Here is an 18469-nt window from a genome sequence, read left to right on the forward strand (position 1 = left end):
ATGTAGGGTGGACTTCAGTCCATCAAGTTAAATGAAATTTAACCGTGTTTGGTATAAATTCAGACTGAAAAAATAATGCTAGCTGCAGATGTTTGTTAACCCATCAGGTTAATTGCCTGTTTAACAGTTGTCAGACTAAAGTCCGACCTACAAAAAAATTGCCCAACGCGAGATTGTCATCCACAGAGCCTATGTAGCTTGAAATTAAGCCCAACGTAAGCCCAATGTACGCTCTATGTAGGGTGGACTTTAGTCCATCAAGTTAAATGAAATTTAACCGTTTCTGGTATAAATTCAGAGTGAAAAAATAATGCTAGCTGCAGATGTTTGTTAACCCATCAGGTTAATTGCCTGTTTAACAGTTGTCAGACTAAAGTCCGACCTACAAAAAACATCCCAACGCTAGATTGTCATCCTCAGAGCCTATGTATCTTAAATATAAGCTCAATGTAGGCCCAATGTAGGGTGGACTTTAGTCCATCAGGTTAAATAAAATTTAACAGTTTCGGGCATAAATTCAGACTGAAAAAATAATTCTAGCTACCAATGTTGTTAACCCATCAGGTTAATTACCTGTTTGACGGTTGTCAGACTAAAGTCCGACCTACAAAAAACATCCCAACGCTAGATTGTCATCCGCAGAACTTATGTAGCTTCAATGTAAGCTAGATGTAGGCTTGATGCATATTCGATGTGGTTTCGGTGCGTTTTCGATGTAGGTTGGACTTTAGTCCATCAAGTTAAATGAAATTTAACCGTGTTTGGTATAAATTTCGAGTGAAAAATAATGCTAGCTGCTAGTGTTTGTTAACCCACCAGATTAATTGCCTACATAACAGTTGTCAGACTAAAGTCCGACCTACAAAAAATTAAAAAATTAAAAAATTAAAAAATTAAAAAATTAAAGAATTGCCTAACGCTTGATTATCAGGCTTAGGCTCTGTCTTTCTGGGTGACTACAACTGATTAAAGTATTGCTGCGATATCACTGGCAATATCGGCGGGCTTAGTGGTTGGGCTATAACGTTTTATCACTTTACCTTGATTATTAACCAAGAATTTTGTGAAATTCCACTTGATGCTTTTACTGCCTAAGAGCCCTGGCGCTGCATTTTTTAGGTGCTTATATAACGGGTGAGCGCTATCGCCATTAACCTCTATTTTACTGAACAGGTCGAATGAGATCTTAAAGTTAAGATCACAAAACTTTTTAATTTCACTGTTCTCAGCTTTTTCCTGCTTACCAAATTGGTTACAAGGAAAAGCCAGTACTTCAAAGCCTTTGTCTTTGTATTCTTGATATAGTGTTTCTAAACCTGCATATTGTGGCGTAAAACCACAAGCACTAGCCGTGTTAACGATCAACAGGGTTTTACCTTGATATTTAGTAAAATCAACGGCTTCATTTTTATAATTGTTGGCACCAAAGGTGTAAATAGTGTTTGTCATAAGACTCAACTGGTCTGATCAATGTGAAAACAGAATAAAGTATATGCGTGAAATTAACAAGATTCACGCATCAGCACTTCAATCTAGTAGGCAAGTATATTTAATAGATAATAATAGCTAGCAAGCGGCTGATGTTTAGCGTTTGCTTGAGCGGGTACTCAATAGCTTATAAAACAGCTAAAAAAGACGAAAATCACGCGTGAAATTAACAAGATCCACGCGTCAGCATTTCCATCTAGCAGGCAAGTATATTTAGCTGATAATAATAGCTAGCAAGCGGCTGATGTGTAGCGTGTGTTCGATCGGGTACTCAATAGCTTATAAAAGTTAACGCTTATAAAACAGCTAAAAAAGACGAAAATCACGCGTAAAACAACAGATGAAATTTCGCCTAGCGTTAAAGTATCGCTTGATCAGTTATTGCAGTCGGGTCAATAAGCTTGAGGTGTCCCAGCGTTTACCACCATTTTTTTGTACGTCGGCATAAAATTGATCTACTAGCGCGGTTAATGGCAGGGTAGAGCCATTATTTTTTGCCTCAGACAGGGCAATGTCGAGATCTTTTCTCATCCAGTCAACCGCAAAACCAAAATCATATTCGCCTTTTAACATGCTTTTATGGCGGTTATCCATTTGCCAAGACCCAGCAGCGCCTTGACTGATCACTTCAACAACCTGCTCGCAATCTAGCCCTGCGTTTTGACCAAAATGCAAAGCTTCAGCTAAACCTTGTATAACACCCGCGATACAAATTTGGTTCATCATTTTTGCCAATTGGCCGCTACCGACAGGCCCAAGTAATTTACTAAATTTGGCATAGCATTGCATAGCACTTTCAGCTACGGCGTATGTGTTTTGCTCGCCGCCGACCATAATTGATAATTGGCCATTAATAGCGCCAGCCTCGCCACCTGATACGGGCGCGTCTAAAAACCCTAGATTAAGCTTAGTAGCTTGTTCAGCGAGTTCGCGAGCAACCGTGGCCGACGCTGTAGTATGGTCGACAAGAATAGCCTGAGTTTTCATGCCTGAAAATACGCCATCTGGCCCTAAAACCACTTGGCGTAGGTCATCATCATTACCGACACAAACAAAAACAATGTCGCTGTCTTTCACCGCTTTTGCTGGTGTGCTAGCCATGGCTCCGCCGTATTGCTCTACCCAGTGTTGAGCTTTTTTTGTCGTGCGATTATAAACGGTTACGTCATAACCCGCTTTTTGCAAATGGCCCGCCATAGGAAAACCCATAACACCTAAACCAATAAAAGAAACTTTTTTCATATTGTTCAACCTATTAAAATTAAATTTGTTAACGTTTATAGCAGAGATAGAGTGCTTAGCTTTAGCTGATAGCTGTTGTATGGAGCAAAATTTTTACTGGGTTTAAACAGCTTAACTATCAGCGAAATTAAGCTGCTGTATTTAAAGAGTTAGTTACAGTTTACGTCATGAATGCCAGTAAAGGATAAAAAGTAGCGCGGGTATAACCATTGAATTATTTTCATTAAGTCATACCAAACTCAGTCATTTTCTGATGGTGTTACTTGGTTTCAATAAGCCACTAGCACTAACATTCACACTAACACTAGAGCGTTATTTAGCTCACCATCAGCACAAGGCGTTATTAACTAAACGCCTTGAATTTGGCTGTTTTTACTGGGGATAAACTATGCCAACTAATCAATAAAACCGGTATAATTAATTCAAGCAATATTATTTGCTGATATATTCAAACAAGGCTTTTAATAACTGCATTTTTTCGGTGTTGTTTTCATGTTCAAAGGCCAAGTTTTCCAACTTCATCATATACTCATCAGCGCTCAACAAACCTTTAGTGCCATACTGAAGGCGATTTTGACAATGTGCCTGCCACTTTTGTTGCTCGCCGTCGTCTAAGGTATAAGGGAAGTTACGCGCCCGATAACTAAACAATAGTGTGTTTAATCGCTCATCTTGAAACTTAAAAGGGTGCGTACCCAACTGCTCTGGCGCTAGTTGGTGTAATATATCCATTTGCGCTTTGTCGCCATGCGAGAAAAACTTTCCGCCATATAAGGCAAATTCAGCTTCTACCGGTTCATCACCAAAGTCATTAGTGGCAAAAACATCGGTTAATTTATCTCTAAGTTCGGTATGTTGCTTAAGACTTTTTAAATTCTCTAAACAAAGCTCGCGAGGAATATTTAAGCGTTCGGCATTTTCAGGTAACAAGGTTTTTGCTGGCGCGACAATAGGGCACTTATTTAAGTGAATTAACTTAACCGGGATCGGCAATTCATCTTCTGCTAATTCATCATAACGGGTATATAAACGTGCTTTTATTTCTGCACTAGACAGTGCAAATAACGGCGATGGGTCAAGCGCTAAATCTACCGCTATTACGGCATTTTTATTAATAGGGTGATAACAAATTGGCGCAAACCAACTAGTGCAACCATGTAAAGAAGAGACTTTACTTGAGGTATGAACAATAGGGGTCATGTGGTAAACATCAATGAGCTCAGCCACTTGCTTTTTGTTCTTCAAATTAAAAATAAAGTCATATAACTTTGGCTGCTTTTCTTTAATCAGCTTTGCTATAGCGATAGTGGCATATACGTCACTCATCGCATCATGCGCCGCTTCATGGTCAATACCATTAGCTTTTGTTAGCAACTCTAAACGAAAGCTAACCACTTGTTCGCCGTCGCGTTCAACGGTTGGCCATTCAATACCTTCAGGGCGTAAGGCATAGCAAGCGCGTACCATATCTATAATGTCCCAGCGGCTATTACCATTTTGCCACTCACGCGCGTAAGGGTCGTAAAAGTTGCGATAGAATAAGTAGCGAGTTACCTCGTCATCAAAGCGAATACTGTTGTAGCCCGCGACACAAGTGTTAGCTTGGGAAAATAGTCCGTGAATACGCTCAGCAAATTCAGCCTCACTTAAGCCTTCTCGCAAAGCCTTTTGCGGGGTAATACCCGTAACTAAACAAGCTTCAGGGTGCGGCAGATAATCAGCGGGTGGCGAGCAATAAAACATTTCAGGCTCACCAATAATATTTAAATCGAGATCTGTGCGAATACCGGCAAACTGAGAGGGTTTGTCAAACTTTGGTGATATCCCCCAAGTCTCATAATCGTGCCAAAGAATAGTGGGCTGTGTATGTGTGTTTTGATTAGTTGGCATTGGTATGTTTTTGTCCCGTTTTTATTGGCCTGAAATTAACTTGTTGTATTTTTTTTGTTTTATTGCGAGCTAAGTTATTTATGCTTATTCATTGCTTTTGTCTGCACTGTTACCTACAGAAAACTAACCCTTGTGTAGATAGTGGATGAAGCTATCACATCCTATATTAAAGAAATATCATAATAAGATACATGATAAACCTTTCGAGGTTACTGATCGAGACTCTATCAGTATAAGAGTTTCTGCAAAAGGCAAAATTGCTTGGCAATTCAGATTTAGTTATAACAATAAAGCTGACCGTTTGACATTAGGGCATTATCCTAATGTGTCTTTGCGTGATGCCAGAAAATGAGTGTCAGAATTAAAGGGATTATTATTTGATGGGAAAAACCCTAAGCTTGTATGGCAACATAAAAAATAAAAATAAAAATAAGGATAAAGCGTAATTTACGTTGATAACATTAGTTCAGCATTGGTTTGAAAGCATTGTTGACACAAAATATAAAATATCTACCTATGATAATTACAGAAGTACTTCATATAAATGGGTTAAAAATACGCCCAAGAAGGCTAATACCTTAAGTGAAAACTTGGTTAAAAAGCACTTCAATATTACTTTTGATGGATGCGGCATTGGGTAGCACAGAGTATTTTAGCCAAAGATCCAAACAACTACCGAAAGGCCGGTACCGCGCTAATGGATATGATTGCAATAATTATGGCCATTTATGGTAATAACTAACACTCACCCAATGAATCTGAACTAGATTATTTTTTGAATTTACTCTCTAATTTACATGAAGATATATAATTGTATTAATTTGTAATGCATTGATAGAAAACAACAATGTGGGTAAGCTTTGTGTCACAATGGAAGAATAAAAATACCTACGCGAAAGGAACCCGCGCTTGCCTCCTCAATTTTATAATGAAAATGCCAATAAGCTAGCCCAGCAATACCTGTCAAAATCATTTGATGAGGTACATCAAAGCTGGTCGCAACTTTTGCCATCCGTTATAAAAAATGCTCATGCGCGTATTCTTGATATTGGCGCAGGCTCTGGTCGCGATGCTAAACATATAGCGCAACTTGCCGCACACACTCACGGCACCGAAAACAAGGTTCAAATAGTGGCTGTTGAACCTGCCAACCTATTGGCTGAACTTGGTGCACGGCAAACCACAGGGCTAAACGTAAAGTGGCTGACAGATTCATTACCCGCATTAAGCGTTATCACCAAGCAAGAAGTCAGCTTTGATTTAATCCTGTTAAGCGCGGTTTGGATGCATATCCCGGTAAGTGATCGTGCTCGCTCAATACGTAAATTAGCTAATTTACTTAAACCTGGTGGCAAACTGGTTATTTCTCTCAGGCACGGGCAAACCATTGAGGATCGCAATGAACGTAAAATGCATAACGTGTGCGCTGACGAACTTAAACAACTCGCGAGCGATGTTGGGCTATTTACTAAACTAGAAACCCAAAAAGAATCAGACAAACTCGGCCGTGATCACGTTTCATGGCAAACCCTAGTATTGCAAATGCCAGACGATGGCACGGGCGCTTTTCCTTTTATTCGCCATGTAGCACTAAACGATGGTAAATCTGCCACCCATAAACTCGCCTTACTTAGAGTATTACTGCGTATTGCTGATGGTCATGCAGGCGCGGTGCTAAGGCGAGAGCCCTCACCATTTGGCGATCGCGTTATTTTACCCGTAGGCCTAGTCGCGCTGTATTGGTGTCATCAGTACAAAGACTTAATTGATAGCCACAATATATTTCAAACACCGAATAAAAACCCCAACATGGGTTTTATGAAAGAGAATGGCTGGCAGAAATTAACCCATCGCAGCGCGTCAGATTATCGTATTGGCAATCTATTTACCGGTGACGATGCTATCGCGCTGCATAAGACACTCTCTGCGGCAGTCAGTAATATTAAAACGATGCCATGTCGTTATATCACCTTCCCTAATAGAGAATCTAATAGAGAGACCAATAGTGATAACACCGTATTTGAAGTGGCCAGCAAAACCGTAAAAGCCAAAGACAGTATATTTCTTGATTTACAAACCCTTGAACAGTGGGGCGAATTTTCACTGCCTGAATCGACTTGGTTAGCGTTTAATCGCTACGCCTGTTGGATTGAACCTGTATTAGTCAGTGAATGGGTAAAAACCATGGCAAGTTATGCCGGTAATGCCCAATATAAATCGCCTGAAAATCAATATAAATTAGCCCAAGCGCTGAATTGGGAAGAGCCTAAACGCAGCACTATTGAGGTACGTAATCGTTTTGAACTCATACAAGATACATTGCCCAATAATGAAAAAATACAATGCGTGTGGTCGGCTAAATCATTGAAACAACAATACGATATTGATCACAGCATGCCTTTTTCTCGTTGGCCGAATAACGATTTATGGAATTTACTACCAACCGATAGCCAAATTAATAATCAAAAAAGCGATAGATTGCCAACCGAACAAAAGTTAAAACAAGCAAAGGAACGTATGCAGCACTGGTGGCAAACAGCTTGGCTTGATGACGAAACAGGCTTACATGGCAATAATAGAACATATGAACATCAGCGATTTTTCGCTGAAGCCAATATTGCCTTACCGGGGTTAACCTCTCAGAATACGTCAATAGATGATTTGTTTGAAGCGTTGGTTATGCAACGTGGTCGGTTGAAAGAAATGCAGCAATTGAGAGAGTGGTAAGGGTTTAATTTCATAATGACCCTAATATTACATTCCTGAATTAGGTTATTAAGTAGAGTTATTTTTTAAAAGAGATCATTCGCAAGGAAATATTATGATCATAAAAGACAAAGTAATAATAAGCAGTTCAAGCCCGAAAATTAAAGCTGGGCAGAAACAAGAACTCGATGTTGCCTTCTATTTACGTCGAGCCTTTAAAGATCACGATCAGGTTTTTGTATTTAACGATATTAAACTCACGCACAATAATGAAACCGCACAAATAGACCATCTTATTGTACATACTTTTGGTTTTATTTTAATAGAATCTAAAAGTATCACAGGCGAAGTAACTGTTAATAAATATGAAGAATGGAGTAGAAGTTATAACGGAAAATGGAATGGTATGCCTTCACCTATTAAACAGGTCGAATTACAAAAGGATTTATTAAAAAAACTATTAAAAGATTATGATTCAGAGTTGTTAAATAAATTACTCGGTATTGAAAGGCTGCAAAAGGGATTTGGTGGCCGACAATGGGAGCATCTTTGTGCTATATCAAGCAATTCAATAATTAACCGAGATGACGCACCAAGCCTCATAGCGAAAAAACTTATTAAATCTGAGTTTATAGTAGACACAGTGACAAAGTTGATGGATTTATCGTCATCAAAACCTAATTCCTTTACCTTCTTTAAAGCAGCGAACCGACCTTGGTTTAATGATGACGAAATAATAAAAATTTGTGATTTCCTTTTACAAAAAAGTACTTCTGAAAAAGCAACAAAAGAAAAGTTATTAGAAAAAATCGAATCACCACAAATAAAACTTGATACCCATGTGATTAAAAGTACAGATAGCAAAGAGCATGCGGTACTGCAATTAAAATGCAAAGAATGTAATACACAAAATACCTTAGAACCAAGTTGGGGCAAGTTTGGTTACTATGTTAAATGTATCAATTGTTCTATAAACACACCCATGAAAGCACCTTGTCTTAGTTGCAGTAGTAAAAAAACTAAAGTAAATAAGAAAAAAGAAATTTATACACTTACCTGTCAAGATTGTGAAACGAACAGCCAATTAATTTATAAGAAAGAATTACTTTGTGAAAAATAGACAGCAAGTTGAACTGAGGTAAATACCCGGTAACAGGTTTTATTGCAGGAGCTAGGTGAACTGTTCCAAAGAAAATAACTAGGACACCCATCGTTATTTTTTAGATGTTTTTACATAGATGATTTAGCTATGGGTGTCCTAGTTTATTTATGTACAAACATGGCTTTTCGTTAACTGGTGAAGTTGTAGAAAGAAGTTGGTTAAGTAGTATTTGCGAAGGTCATAAGTTATTGGCATATGATTTTACTCAGCGTTATGGAGGCGTTAGTTTCCTGTCATGAGGCTCATGGGTAGTATCTTACTTTGTTGAATTGCCTGAAAAGTACTTGAAAGGTATAAATTCAGAACAAGGCCATGCAACAGGTTTAGCATTAGATAGAGGCTTTCACTTAGTGAAAAAGGCTATATGCGCTGTTTCCCTGAAGATGAAGCTTTCATGCTGGCGTTGAAAAATTATTTAAGAAAAAGATAGAAGAGTTAGTTTAAAAGCTTAAAGCATAATAATAAAAAAGGGATACAAATGGATATTGATAATATTATAAATGCACTTATTGAAGCTGAAACTAAAGAAGCTTTAAAGTACTTTTTAAAAGGCTATACATCCCCCGCGTTTGGCGCATTACCAAAGAATGAAGTAGAACTAGTAGTTTTAAAGTACTAGAGCAAGTAAGAGAAGAGAATTTTCAAGAGGCATATTAATGTTAAATTCAGAACAAATACATGAAGTTTTACAAGGTATATTTAAAGAAGAAAGTACTAAAAACAACCATCCTAGTTATGCCTATGAACATAAGTTAAAAGACAATATATTCATTTATGTGAAGCGAAAAAAAGACAGTGTTGTAAAGACATTTCCGTTAGTAGTTCACCCGGAGTGTATGAATATTAAAGCAGAGATTGATGTTATTCCTGATCTAATAGTAAATTGGAGTCCTACAAAAAGCACCAGTTTTCGCCGGTATCCAAAACTAAATAATCAATCTCAGTATGGCTATGGTATTGACTTTAAGTCGGTAGAGGCTATTCATCAATTAGTGAATGCTTTAAAAAAGCATGATTTTCAAACTAATAATGTTATTCAAACTGCAAAGTTCAATATCAAAGAGTTAAAAGATAAGTTTATGTCACCATTAAATCAAATACTATACGGCCCTCCAGGAACAGGTAAAACTTACTCAACAATTAATAAAGCCCTTGAGGTTATCGACCCAGAGTTTTTATCTTCACATAAAGATGAGCGTTCAACATTAAAAGGACGATTTGATAGCTTGGTTAAAGCAAACCGTATTGGCTTTGTCACTTTCCATCAAAGCTTTAGCTATGAAGACTTTGTTGAAGGTATTAAAGCTTCAACAAACGAAAATAATCAAGTTAGTTACGATGTTGAAGATGGCATATTTAAGCAAATGTGTGATGCCGCAGCCTCACGTGTAACAGTAGAATCGGTTGATTCTACTGTGGATGTAACGAACCGAAAGATTTGGAAAATGTCATTAGGCAATACATTAGGAGAGGGAGCTTATATTTTTGACGAATGCATTGAAAATGGTTATATCGCTCTTGGTTATGGCGAAATGATTGATTTCTCCGGTGCTCATACGAGAAAAGAAGTTGCAAATTCATACCGAGATGCAGGCGTAGAAATAGCCAATGAAACAACTGATTATAACGTTACGTCGATTATGTATTTTAAAGAGTATGTCTCTATTGGTGATTTAGTTGTTGTATCAGATGGTAATCATAAGTTTAGAGCGATAGCAGAAATTACTGGGGAGTACTTCCTTAAAGCGAATGAAACAGGACATTACTGTCAACTAAGAAATGTAAAATGGTTGAAACAGTTTTCCCCTTCATTACCTATAAATGAGCTTTTCAATAAAAATTTATCACAGCAAACGATATATAGTTTGAAGCCCCCAACGATTGATTTAGATAAGCTCCAAAACATTTTAACAAGTCATTCATCTACCCAGCAAGTTTCTGCGGGATCGTCTATTTCAAATTATAAAATAATGTCGATAACTCATGAATTGATAGAGTTTGAAAAACCCAATGGATCTCGACTTCCAATTGCAATGTCAATTATTAATGAATTAGTTAACCTCTTTAAATCTAATAAGATAACCATTGATGATATACGTAATAAAAACGTATTTAATAAAGTAGATTCAACGCTAGAAAAGTACCTCATTAATGGATACCCGAATGTTCTCGCATCTTTAGTTGATAGTATCGTTAGTTATGGTATTTCGACAACTATTAGTGGTACTTCGGATAAAAGAGTGCTGATTATCGATGAAATTAACCGTGGTAATATTGCTAATATATTTGGTGAATTAATTACACTTATTGAGCCGAGTAAACGTGCTGGCGGTGATGAAACGATAACAGTAAAACTACCTTATTCTAAAATCCCTTTTTCGGTGCCTTCAAATCTTTATCTGATTGGAACAATGAATACTGCAGATAAGTCATTAGCTCAAGTGGATATTGCGCTAAGGCGTCGTTTTGACTTCATTGAGATGATGACTGACTATGATGTGTTAAATGAAATACCAACGATTGAAGGTATCAATGTTAAAACTCTCGTTGAAACCATAAACCAACGCATAGAGCTACTTTATGATAGAGAACACACTATCGGCCATAGTTTCTTTTTACCTTTAAAAGATGAGCCAACCATAGCAAAACTAGCGGGGATTTTTGAATTGCAAATATTGCCATTGTTGGAAGAATACTTCTTTGAAGATTGGGAGCGTGTTGGACAAGTATTAGGTGATCACCTAAAGCCTAATAATGATTTACGTTTCATTATAGAAAAATTTGAGTCTGCACAAATTAGCAAGTTAATGGGCAGTGATTGGGAATTGTCAGGTATTCAGCCTTATGTCCGTAATGATACAGCCTTAAATAGTCCTCATGCGTATATTGGTATATATGAGTCAGCTCATTAAAGGTTTAGCTAAGGAAATAACCATACGAGAGTATGGGCTATTAGTTAAAGGTGGAAATAGTCGTGATATCGGATGTAGTTCGATATCGGCTAGCGCTTTTGAGTGGTTATTGATCAATGGACAAAGCATAAACGAAAAAGGACGAGAACTTGTAAGAATTAAACGACAAGGAAAAAGTATTGCTTTGCAGGTAGTTAACTTTGTAGGCGTACTTGATACGCCTTGTGGTACTCGTATTGAAATACTTCCTAAAGTGGCAACTAATGATGAGGACCCTGAACTAGCCAGGAAAACATTATTAAAAATGCTGTCGGTCGTGGAGAAGTTAAAACTTGAGCAGTTTCATCAGTCGAGCTTAAAGGTAGTTAAACAACCGTTGTTTGAAATACTCATTACTCAGTTTTTACAAGCAACCTCAAGATTGATTAAGAGGGGGCTTCGTAGCCAATATCAACGTATTGAAAGGGAGTCTTCATTTTTAAAAGGGCAACTCCTTACAGCTAAACAGATAAGACAGCGCCCTGGTCGTCAGCATTATTTTCAGGTATCTCATGATATATTCATTGCAAACCGAGCCGAGAATAGATTATTACATTCTGCTTTAGCGCAAGTATTGAAATGGACTAAGAGTTCAAATAATCAAAGGTTAGCTAGAGAGTTATTATTTGTATTTCATGATATTGAAAAATCAACAGACTATAAAAGTGATTTTAGAAAGTGGTCTAAGGATCGTACTTTAGCTCATTATCGAGATATAAAACCTTGGTGTGAACTTATTCTCAGCCAACAGTCGCCCATAACTATGAGTGGTGCAAGCAATGGCGTTTCTTTCTTATTTCCTATGGAAGTATTGTTTGAGCGATATGTAGCTGCAAAGCTGAAACGAAAGATGGATAAGCCACTGTTCTTATCAGAGCAGGTTCATACTGAAGCACTGACTACACATAAAGGGAATGATTGTTTTAAATTACGCCCTGATATCGTTGTATATAATGATAAAACCATTGTCAGTGTGATGGATACCAAGTGGAAAGTTCTTAATCAAGAGCCAGATAATACTAACTATAACTTGTCACAATCAGACATGTATCAGCTATTCGCTTATGGTGAAAAGTACATGAACGGGGAAGGCGAGTTGTATTTAATTTATCCAAAGAATGAAAAATTTGATACGCCATTAGATTACTTTGATTATAAGCCTGGTTTACGACTAAACGTAGTGCCTTATGACTTGGTTAGTGATGAGTGTGAAATTCGGCTTGATGCGTATCCAAGCTAATGAGATAGCTTGGATGTTTATTCAGGCTTATTAAATAAGTAGTGTTTAATAACTACATAAAGATTACCTACCAAAATTATTATAATTAGTTGTATAAAAAGGAAAGTAGAAACCATGAATGGTGAATCAACATATCAACCCAATTTTTTTATTGATGAATAAGATAAAATTTCAACAGAACAAAAAGATTTTGAAGATAGTTTAAAGTCTATCCCAACGACTAGCGCAGTAAAGCAGGAAACCGGGCGAAAGACTCTAATTCATTTTTAAATATTCGAATGCCAGTCCATTTGATAAAGGAAACGAGCCAATAAATTTTATCTGACGATTGGATCTCTCTTTTAATTTCAGTCTCTAGTGAAACACCGACATTACTGCCGCAAAACAACTCACTCTGCGTGAGTCCAGTTATCGGCATAATCGCGTCTACGTATTTGGGTAGGTCAGCAGCAATGGGGTTTGATTTATCAAATAACGCGGTAAGAATTTTGCCTTGGCTATCAAGTAAGTTATCAGTGATTAAGGCTTCATCTTTAATGTGCGTGCTAAGCCACTGAACAATAGTGTTTGCGAGATTTATTTGATCATGAATTCTAGACTCGCCATTGGGCACTGAGTCCATGGCAATTTCGATAAGACGGGTTAAAAAACGAGATAACCAAGTAGCTGCTTCGCCAGCCTCTAATAAGCGTTCGCCAACATGGAAAGTTTCTCTATCTAAGTTTTGTTCAACTAATTGCGTAATTAACTGCTCGTAGATACCGGTGGTATTCATGAAAATCCTTTTTAATTTAGGTGCTTACTTGCTGTAGGGTATAGTAAATTAAGAAAGAGATAAATGAGGATTTATATTTTTGATAAAGCAGTCAGCAATCAAGAAAATATAAAAAAACAGCAGCAAAGAAAATTTTAAGCTGTTTTTTAATAGTTACCTCTTACTGCCCGCCATAAATACAGGAAAAACCTTTGAATATAGGGAGCTGTATGACGAGTTAGAGTAAAGGTTAGCGAGCTATGCTTTAGTGCGTTACCTTATATACTTATATATTAAGAGGAACTGCTAACTGTTTAATCTGTTAGACGAATAATAAGGTTAGCCGTTAGTTTTTGTTGCTAACTTAAACATTGCAATCAAAAAAGCTAATACATTGAGAACGCCCACTGTTTTTTGCAGCATATAAAGCGGTGTCTGCTTCATGAATAAGTGTTTCGTAATTATTGTTTGATGAACGAGAGCAGGTAAAACCAATACTGGCCGATATAGAAACGGCTATTGAGTTATAATAAACAGGTGTGTCGGAAATAATATGCCTCAGCTTTTCTGCTATATAGGCTGCACCAGTTAAATCGGTCCCAGGTAAAAACACACAGAATTCTTCACCGCCATAACGCCCTATAACATCACTTAAACGTAATGATTCAGTACAGCGTAGCGCCACTTGCCTCAGTACTTCATCACCACATAAATGGCCGTACTGATCGTTGATTTTTTTAAAAAAGTCCATATCAAACATAATAAGAGAAACTTGGTGTTCATATCTGTTAACTCGACTGACTTCATTTCGGAAACATTTTTCCCAATGAGATCGGTTATACAATTGTGTTAAACCATCAATACTGTTGATACGCTTTAATTCCATAACGGTATCTTTGAGTTTCATGGTTGCTATTGCGATATCGGTCACATCTTTAATGGTAACGCAAACATATTCAACATTATTATCTTGGCCAAATATGGGCGTAAAACAGCAATTTTGATACATAAAATCAACACCACCGGTGACAGAGCGGCCATGTGGAAACTTAAATAAGTAAGCTCTTTGTTCCCAGCCAGAATAAGACGGGCTCTTCAAAATGAGCACACTTTTAATTTTTCTTTCAAACCATTTTTGAGGTAAGTTAGGAAAACAATCAAAGAGATTTAAATCAACAATATCATCAGAGGTGAACTGACAACGAATAGCCATATAGTCATTCCACAGATGTACAGTGCAATGCTTATCTACAACAAAAACGCCAGTATCAACGCAGTCAATAACATTATTAGTGTAAGAAAATTTATTAGTCATAATATTTACAACTCATCAATAAGCCGGTTTAAAACATTTTGTAAGTATTCAACCGAAGAATCTGGCATCAAAAGCAATAAGTCGCACTGAAATGAATGCTGCTCAACACTGTATTGTATTTTTATAGAAAGCGCATGATCCCATATCAAGTGATCTTGATTGAGTAAATTCTCTATTATGATGGATTGCCCCATCATGGATGGCGGCGTACTAAAAAAACGTTCTGATATTTGTTCCGCAATACCTGACAAACAAGCACCATTGATAATATTTGAAATTTCAAGCAATATTTCCTGCTCAACTTCAAATGTTACTTCCTCATCTAAATCAATTAATTGTGCCAGCTGTTCGAAGTCGGTGTTGCTGAATATGGTAATGGACTCACCACAAATATTAGGATCTACTACATGAGTATAAAAACCCTGACGCACCGCTGATATTTGTTCCGCGGGTATCAATCGTTTTAATGTCGTAATTAAGTTTTTCGCTGAAAAAATTTCAATCGAAGGCACAGATAAAGTAACATATTGCTCAAATAGAACAGAAAGCGATTTGCCTGCCTGCCCCATACCTATGTTACAAATTTCTTGTAAATAGTCTCGTTGATCTTCAGTAAAATTGAAACTATTTTTCATAGTAATTTATGCTTTTTCAAAATTTCTATTAATGTGTTTGCAGAGATAGGTTTTCTAATAAAATCTAATGCTCCGGCGGCCTCAACTATTTTTTTCGCTTCGTCTTGAATATCCGCAGAAATAACAATGGTATTAATAACCATAGCTTCAGCTTGCATTATTTTTAATACGCTAAAACCATCTAATACTGGCATGGTTAAATCTAGAAATAAAAGATCTATTTTCTCAGTACGAAGCACATCAAGTGCTTCTTGGCCGTTTTTTACGATTTGTGAGTTTGCGGCCCAACCTTCAGGAAGTATTCTCTGGAGTTGTTTTCGTGCCACATTCGAATCATCACAAATTAATATAGAAATTGTCATTTTTATCCTGTTGAATTAGTAAAGCAAAAGCGCAGAGAGTTATAATAATCCCTAGATTTAACTCAAGGTGCCTTAAGTTAGATATCAATAAAATTAATATACAGATGAAAAATCAATTACTCATTAGTTTTGAAGGCATAAATGTAGGACTACCCGCTATAATACCACCCAATGTGGAAAATAGGTGACTTTATTGGCTTTGAACCCCGCCGAGGAGGCCATTTTTGCAAATCACCGGTCTAAACCGAACTAAAAAAACAAGCAATAGCACCCACACCCTATTAAAAACAGCACGATTCAGCTCAAATTAGTTCATTCATCTTTTGTTTAATCCGCACTAAATAAAAGCGTGTACATGGAGGTGTACAGAATAGATTGTGGTTCTTCAAAGGCTGTTATAGCCGCTATGTTTCATCATAGTGCCACAAAATACTGGGCTGGTTCATCATATTATACTGTGTAACTTTTCGCTCTTTTTTTGTTTATATGAATCAAGCGTTCAACCCAGTTTTATCTGTTGTTGTGTAAAATTGGGGTCATCGTTTTTTCTATCGTTATAAATAAACGTGTAGCCAGTTATAAAAAATCATAAGGTAGTGAAAATGGCACTAAGTGACTAAAAAAATTGATTAAAAATTAAAGTTTTTATTAAATAAAAAACATCTTAAACGTTTCAATATAATAGCTGGCCGAGATAGACTCAGTATTGGTATTTCAGTCTATGTAGATTAATTGTTCAGTATCGTTATAGGTATCATAATAAAGCGACTCCCGCACATTAAGACATCCTGATGTTTTTTTGCCACAAGCATGTGAGAAGATACCAACATTGCGGCAAATGTTGAACGATGATCTCATCCATCGGTGCAAACAAAGCGCTCCAATCAGCGCGCCATTATTGCTTATAATTAGTATGGATGGCATAGTGAATTTACAGTTAATTTACAGTAAGTTTGATAGTGAATTAGCATCGTTAATTGTTATCAACCCATTGAATAAAAATTTTACCCAGAGAGATAAATGACTATAAACCTGTCTAATAACTACCAAGCACTTGGCACTAGCTTTTCAGAGCAAACATTTCCAGCACCTGTGGCTGCGCCCTCATTATTATTGTGGAATGAAACCTTAGCAAAAACCTTAACTATCCCTTTTAGTCAAAAAGATGATGCTGAACTTATCGCACAATACTTCTCAGGTAATCAGTTAATTGAAGGAAGCAAGCCGGTTTCACAAGCTTATTCTGGGCATCAGTTTGGTAATTTTAATCCGCATCTTGGTGATGGTCGTGCACATTTATTAGGCGACATTGCTGATACCGAGGGGCAACGCTGGGATATTCAGCTTAAAGGCTCAGGCGTTAGTTCTTTTTCACGTCAAGGTGATGGTCGTTGTGCGCTTGGCCCAGCGCTGCGCGAATATATGATGAGTGAAGCTATGTTTGCGCTTGGTGTGCCAACTACGCGTTGTTTAGCTGTGGTTACTACTGGTGAAAATGTATATCGCGAGCGACCTTATGATGGCGCTGTTGTTACCCGCGTCGCGACAAGCCATATCAGAGTGGGTACTTTTCAATATTTTTCGGCGCGTAACGATACTGACTCGCTTAAAAAATTGACAAATTATGCTATTAATCGACATTTCCCAGCATTGTTGGTTGAACAGAAGGTGGCAACAACTAAAAACCCTGATGATGAAACAACGGCTGATGATATTAGTAGCGAACAAGTGCTTAAATTTTTCTCTGCGGTGTTGTCAAAGCAAATACCTTTAGTACTTTCATGGTTAAGGGTGGGTTTTATTCATGGCGTGATGAATACCGACAATACGACTATTTCAGGAGAAACCATAGATTACGGCCCGTGTGCCATGATGAATGCTTATGATTTAGACACTGTTTTTAGTTCAATTGATCGTAATGGTCGTTATGCTTTTGGTAAACAAATAGGCATTATTCAGTGGAATATGACACGATTAGCCGAAACTTTATTACCCTTAGTGGCTAGCGATGAAGATGATGCAGTAGCGAAAATAGAGCCTTTATTAACGCAATTTCATCAAGATATTCAGCAAGGTTACTTGACTATGATGGCGGCTAAAATTGGCATTGATGAACCAGAGCAAGGTGATGCTCAGTTGATTAATGATTTACTGGCTATTATGCAAAAGCAAAAGTTAGATTACACCCAAACCTTCACTGCTTTAACGAAGGCACTGAACAAAAGTGAAATTGAACAGCCACTAGCCGATATGCTTAATGAATGGTTACCTCGCTGGTATGCTCGAATTGAGCCATTTAAAGCAGCTGCGCACAGGTTAATGGTAAGCACTAATCCTGTTGTTATTCCAAGAAATCATCATGTTGAAGCGCTGTTAGCGTCTTGCCAAGAAACTGGTGATTTAACGGCGCTAGATAATTTTTTGGCGGTATTGCGACAACCTTATACAGAAATTACTGATACTAAACACTATCAAGATGCACCTGTTGAAGGCGATAACTCTTATCATACCTATTGCGGCACCTGATCTGCGCTATAAGATTTGTATAATGAATAACCAAGAGTAATAACGTCGACAGCCATGGTTAATGTGCTGTTGACGAGGTTAAATTTCATTTAACCTGTTGGACTGAAGTCCAACCTACAAGGGGCCTTCGGGTGACATGTGGCGTTGGGCTTTTTTTTGTGATTATTTTTGTGATTTTTTTAATAAAAAAATCACAAA

Annotated in this window: 13 protein-coding genes and 1 pseudogene; 7 read left to right on the top strand and 7 right to left on the bottom strand. The window is 37.3% G+C overall.

What is annotated here, in order from left to right; genetic code table 11:
- Nucleotides 1-966 precede the first annotated feature (966 nt).
- The 3 genes from H4J65_RS00160 to sbcB form a co-directional block, all read right to left on the bottom strand.
- The gene (locus H4J65_RS00160; RefSeq protein WP_182193950.1) at nt 967-1449 is read right to left on the bottom strand and encodes a glutathione peroxidase; all 483 of its coding nucleotides are present in this window, start codon (nt 1447-1449) and stop codon (nt 967-969) included.
- A 417-nt stretch (nt 1450-1866) separates the two neighbouring features.
- Complete coding sequence (locus H4J65_RS00165) at nt 1867-2730, bottom strand: NAD(P)-dependent oxidoreductase (RefSeq protein WP_182193955.1); 864 nt, start codon at nt 2728-2730, stop codon at nt 1867-1869.
- Between the two features lie 432 nt (nt 2731-3162).
- The gene (gene sbcB / locus H4J65_RS00170; RefSeq protein ID WP_182193958.1) at nt 3163-4620 is read right to left on the bottom strand and encodes an exodeoxyribonuclease I; all 1458 of its coding nucleotides are present in this window, start codon (nt 4618-4620) and stop codon (nt 3163-3165) included.
- 145 nt (nt 4621-4765) lie between these two features.
- Between sbcB and H4J65_RS18240 the strand changes: the two genes are divergently transcribed.
- The 6 genes from H4J65_RS18240 (at nt 4766) to H4J65_RS00200 (ending at nt 12679) form a co-directional block, all read left to right on the top strand.
- Nucleotides 4766-4972: an Arm DNA-binding domain-containing protein gene (locus H4J65_RS18240; protein ID WP_182193961.1), complete on the top strand. Its 207-nt coding sequence runs from the start codon at nt 4766-4768 to the stop codon at nt 4970-4972.
- A gap of 557 nt (nt 4973-5529) precedes the next feature.
- Complete coding sequence (locus tag H4J65_RS00180) at nt 5530-7347, top strand: methyltransferase domain-containing protein (RefSeq protein WP_182193966.1); 1818 nt, start codon at nt 5530-5532, stop codon at nt 7345-7347.
- A gap of 94 nt (nt 7348-7441) precedes the next feature.
- Complete coding sequence (locus H4J65_RS00185) at nt 7442-8446, top strand: nuclease-related domain-containing protein (RefSeq protein WP_182193969.1); 1005 nt, start codon at nt 7442-7444, stop codon at nt 8444-8446.
- 520 nt (nt 8447-8966) lie between these two features.
- Nucleotides 8967-9107 (top strand): hypothetical protein, encoded by a 141-nt coding sequence (locus H4J65_RS00190; RefSeq protein WP_182193974.1) that lies wholly within the window; start codon nt 8967-8969, stop codon nt 9105-9107.
- A 37-nt stretch (nt 9108-9144) separates the two neighbouring features.
- On the top strand, nt 9145-11400 hold the full coding sequence (locus H4J65_RS00195; RefSeq protein WP_259367451.1) for an AAA family ATPase: 2256 nt from the start codon (nt 9145-9147) through the stop codon (nt 11398-11400).
- Nucleotides 11384-12679 (top strand): McrC family protein, encoded by a 1296-nt coding sequence (locus tag H4J65_RS00200; RefSeq protein ID WP_182193977.1) that lies wholly within the window; start codon nt 11384-11386, stop codon nt 12677-12679. Before H4J65_RS00195 ends, H4J65_RS00200 begins: the two co-directional genes overlap by 17 nt.
- A 241-nt stretch (nt 12680-12920) precedes the next feature.
- On the opposite strand, the pseudogene H4J65_RS00205 reads toward H4J65_RS00200, so the two are convergent.
- From H4J65_RS00205 to H4J65_RS00220, 4 genes and pseudogenes are all read right to left on the bottom strand, one after another.
- Nucleotides 12921-13454: pseudogene (locus H4J65_RS00205) on the bottom strand (DUF3427 domain-containing protein); the annotation flags it as partial.
- A 343-nt stretch (nt 13455-13797) separates the two neighbouring features.
- Nucleotides 13798-14748, bottom strand: a complete 951-nt coding sequence (locus H4J65_RS00210; protein ID WP_182136346.1) for a GGDEF domain-containing protein — start codon at nt 14746-14748, stop codon at nt 13798-13800.
- A 5-nt stretch (nt 14749-14753) separates the two neighbouring features.
- Nucleotides 14754-15383, bottom strand: a complete 630-nt coding sequence (locus H4J65_RS00215) for a hypothetical protein (RefSeq protein WP_182136347.1) — start codon at nt 15381-15383, stop codon at nt 14754-14756.
- Complete coding sequence (locus H4J65_RS00220) at nt 15380-15745, bottom strand: response regulator (RefSeq protein ID WP_182193980.1); 366 nt, start codon at nt 15743-15745, stop codon at nt 15380-15382. The genes H4J65_RS00215 and H4J65_RS00220 overlap by 4 nt, the downstream gene beginning before the upstream one ends.
- A 1020-nt stretch (nt 15746-16765) precedes the next feature.
- Between H4J65_RS00220 and H4J65_RS00225 the strand changes: the two genes are divergently transcribed.
- On the top strand, nt 16766-18271 hold the full coding sequence (locus tag H4J65_RS00225) for a YdiU family protein (RefSeq protein ID WP_182193983.1): 1506 nt from the start codon (nt 16766-16768) through the stop codon (nt 18269-18271).
- Nucleotides 18272-18469: the final 198 nt, after the last annotated feature.

This window comes from Colwellia sp. MB02u-9 (genome assembly GCF_014077085.1).
Classification (GTDB): Bacteria; Pseudomonadota; Gammaproteobacteria; order Enterobacterales; family Alteromonadaceae; genus Cognaticolwellia.

What these genes read in the sequence shown, in the direction of transcription:
- H4J65_RS00160 (WP_182193950.1), bottom strand. Translation starts at nt 1,449, where the DNA reads ATGACAAACACTATTTACACCTTTGGTGCCAACAATTATAAAAATGAA.
- H4J65_RS00165 (WP_182193955.1), bottom strand. Translation starts at nt 2,730, where the DNA reads ATGAAAAAAGTTTCTTTTATTGGTTTAGGTGTTATGGGTTTTCCTATG.
- sbcB (WP_182193958.1), bottom strand. Translation starts at nt 4,620, where the DNA reads ATGCCAACTAATCAAAACACACATACACAGCCCACTATTCTTTGGCAC.
- H4J65_RS18240 (WP_182193961.1), top strand. Translation starts at nt 4,766, where the DNA reads ATGAAGCTATCACATCCTATATTAAAGAAATATCATAATAAGATACAT.
- H4J65_RS00185 (WP_182193969.1), top strand. Translation starts at nt 7,442, where the DNA reads ATGATCATAAAAGACAAAGTAATAATAAGCAGTTCAAGCCCGAAAATT.
- H4J65_RS00190 (WP_182193974.1), top strand. Translation starts at nt 8,967, where the DNA reads ATGGATATTGATAATATTATAAATGCACTTATTGAAGCTGAAACTAAA.
- H4J65_RS00195 (WP_259367451.1), top strand. Translation starts at nt 9,145, where the DNA reads ATGTTAAATTCAGAACAAATACATGAAGTTTTACAAGGTATATTTAAA.
- H4J65_RS00200 (WP_182193977.1), top strand. Translation starts at nt 11,384, where the DNA reads ATGAGTCAGCTCATTAAAGGTTTAGCTAAGGAAATAACCATACGAGAG.
- H4J65_RS00210 (WP_182136346.1), bottom strand. Translation starts at nt 14,748, where the DNA reads ATGACTAATAAATTTTCTTACACTAATAATGTTATTGACTGCGTTGAT.
- H4J65_RS00215 (WP_182136347.1), bottom strand. Translation starts at nt 15,383, where the DNA reads ATGAAAAATAGTTTCAATTTTACTGAAGATCAACGAGACTATTTACAA.
- H4J65_RS00220 (WP_182193980.1), bottom strand. Translation starts at nt 15,745, where the DNA reads ATGACAATTTCTATATTAATTTGTGATGATTCGAATGTGGCACGAAAA.
- H4J65_RS00225 (WP_182193983.1), top strand. Translation starts at nt 16,766, where the DNA reads ATGACTATAAACCTGTCTAATAACTACCAAGCACTTGGCACTAGCTTT.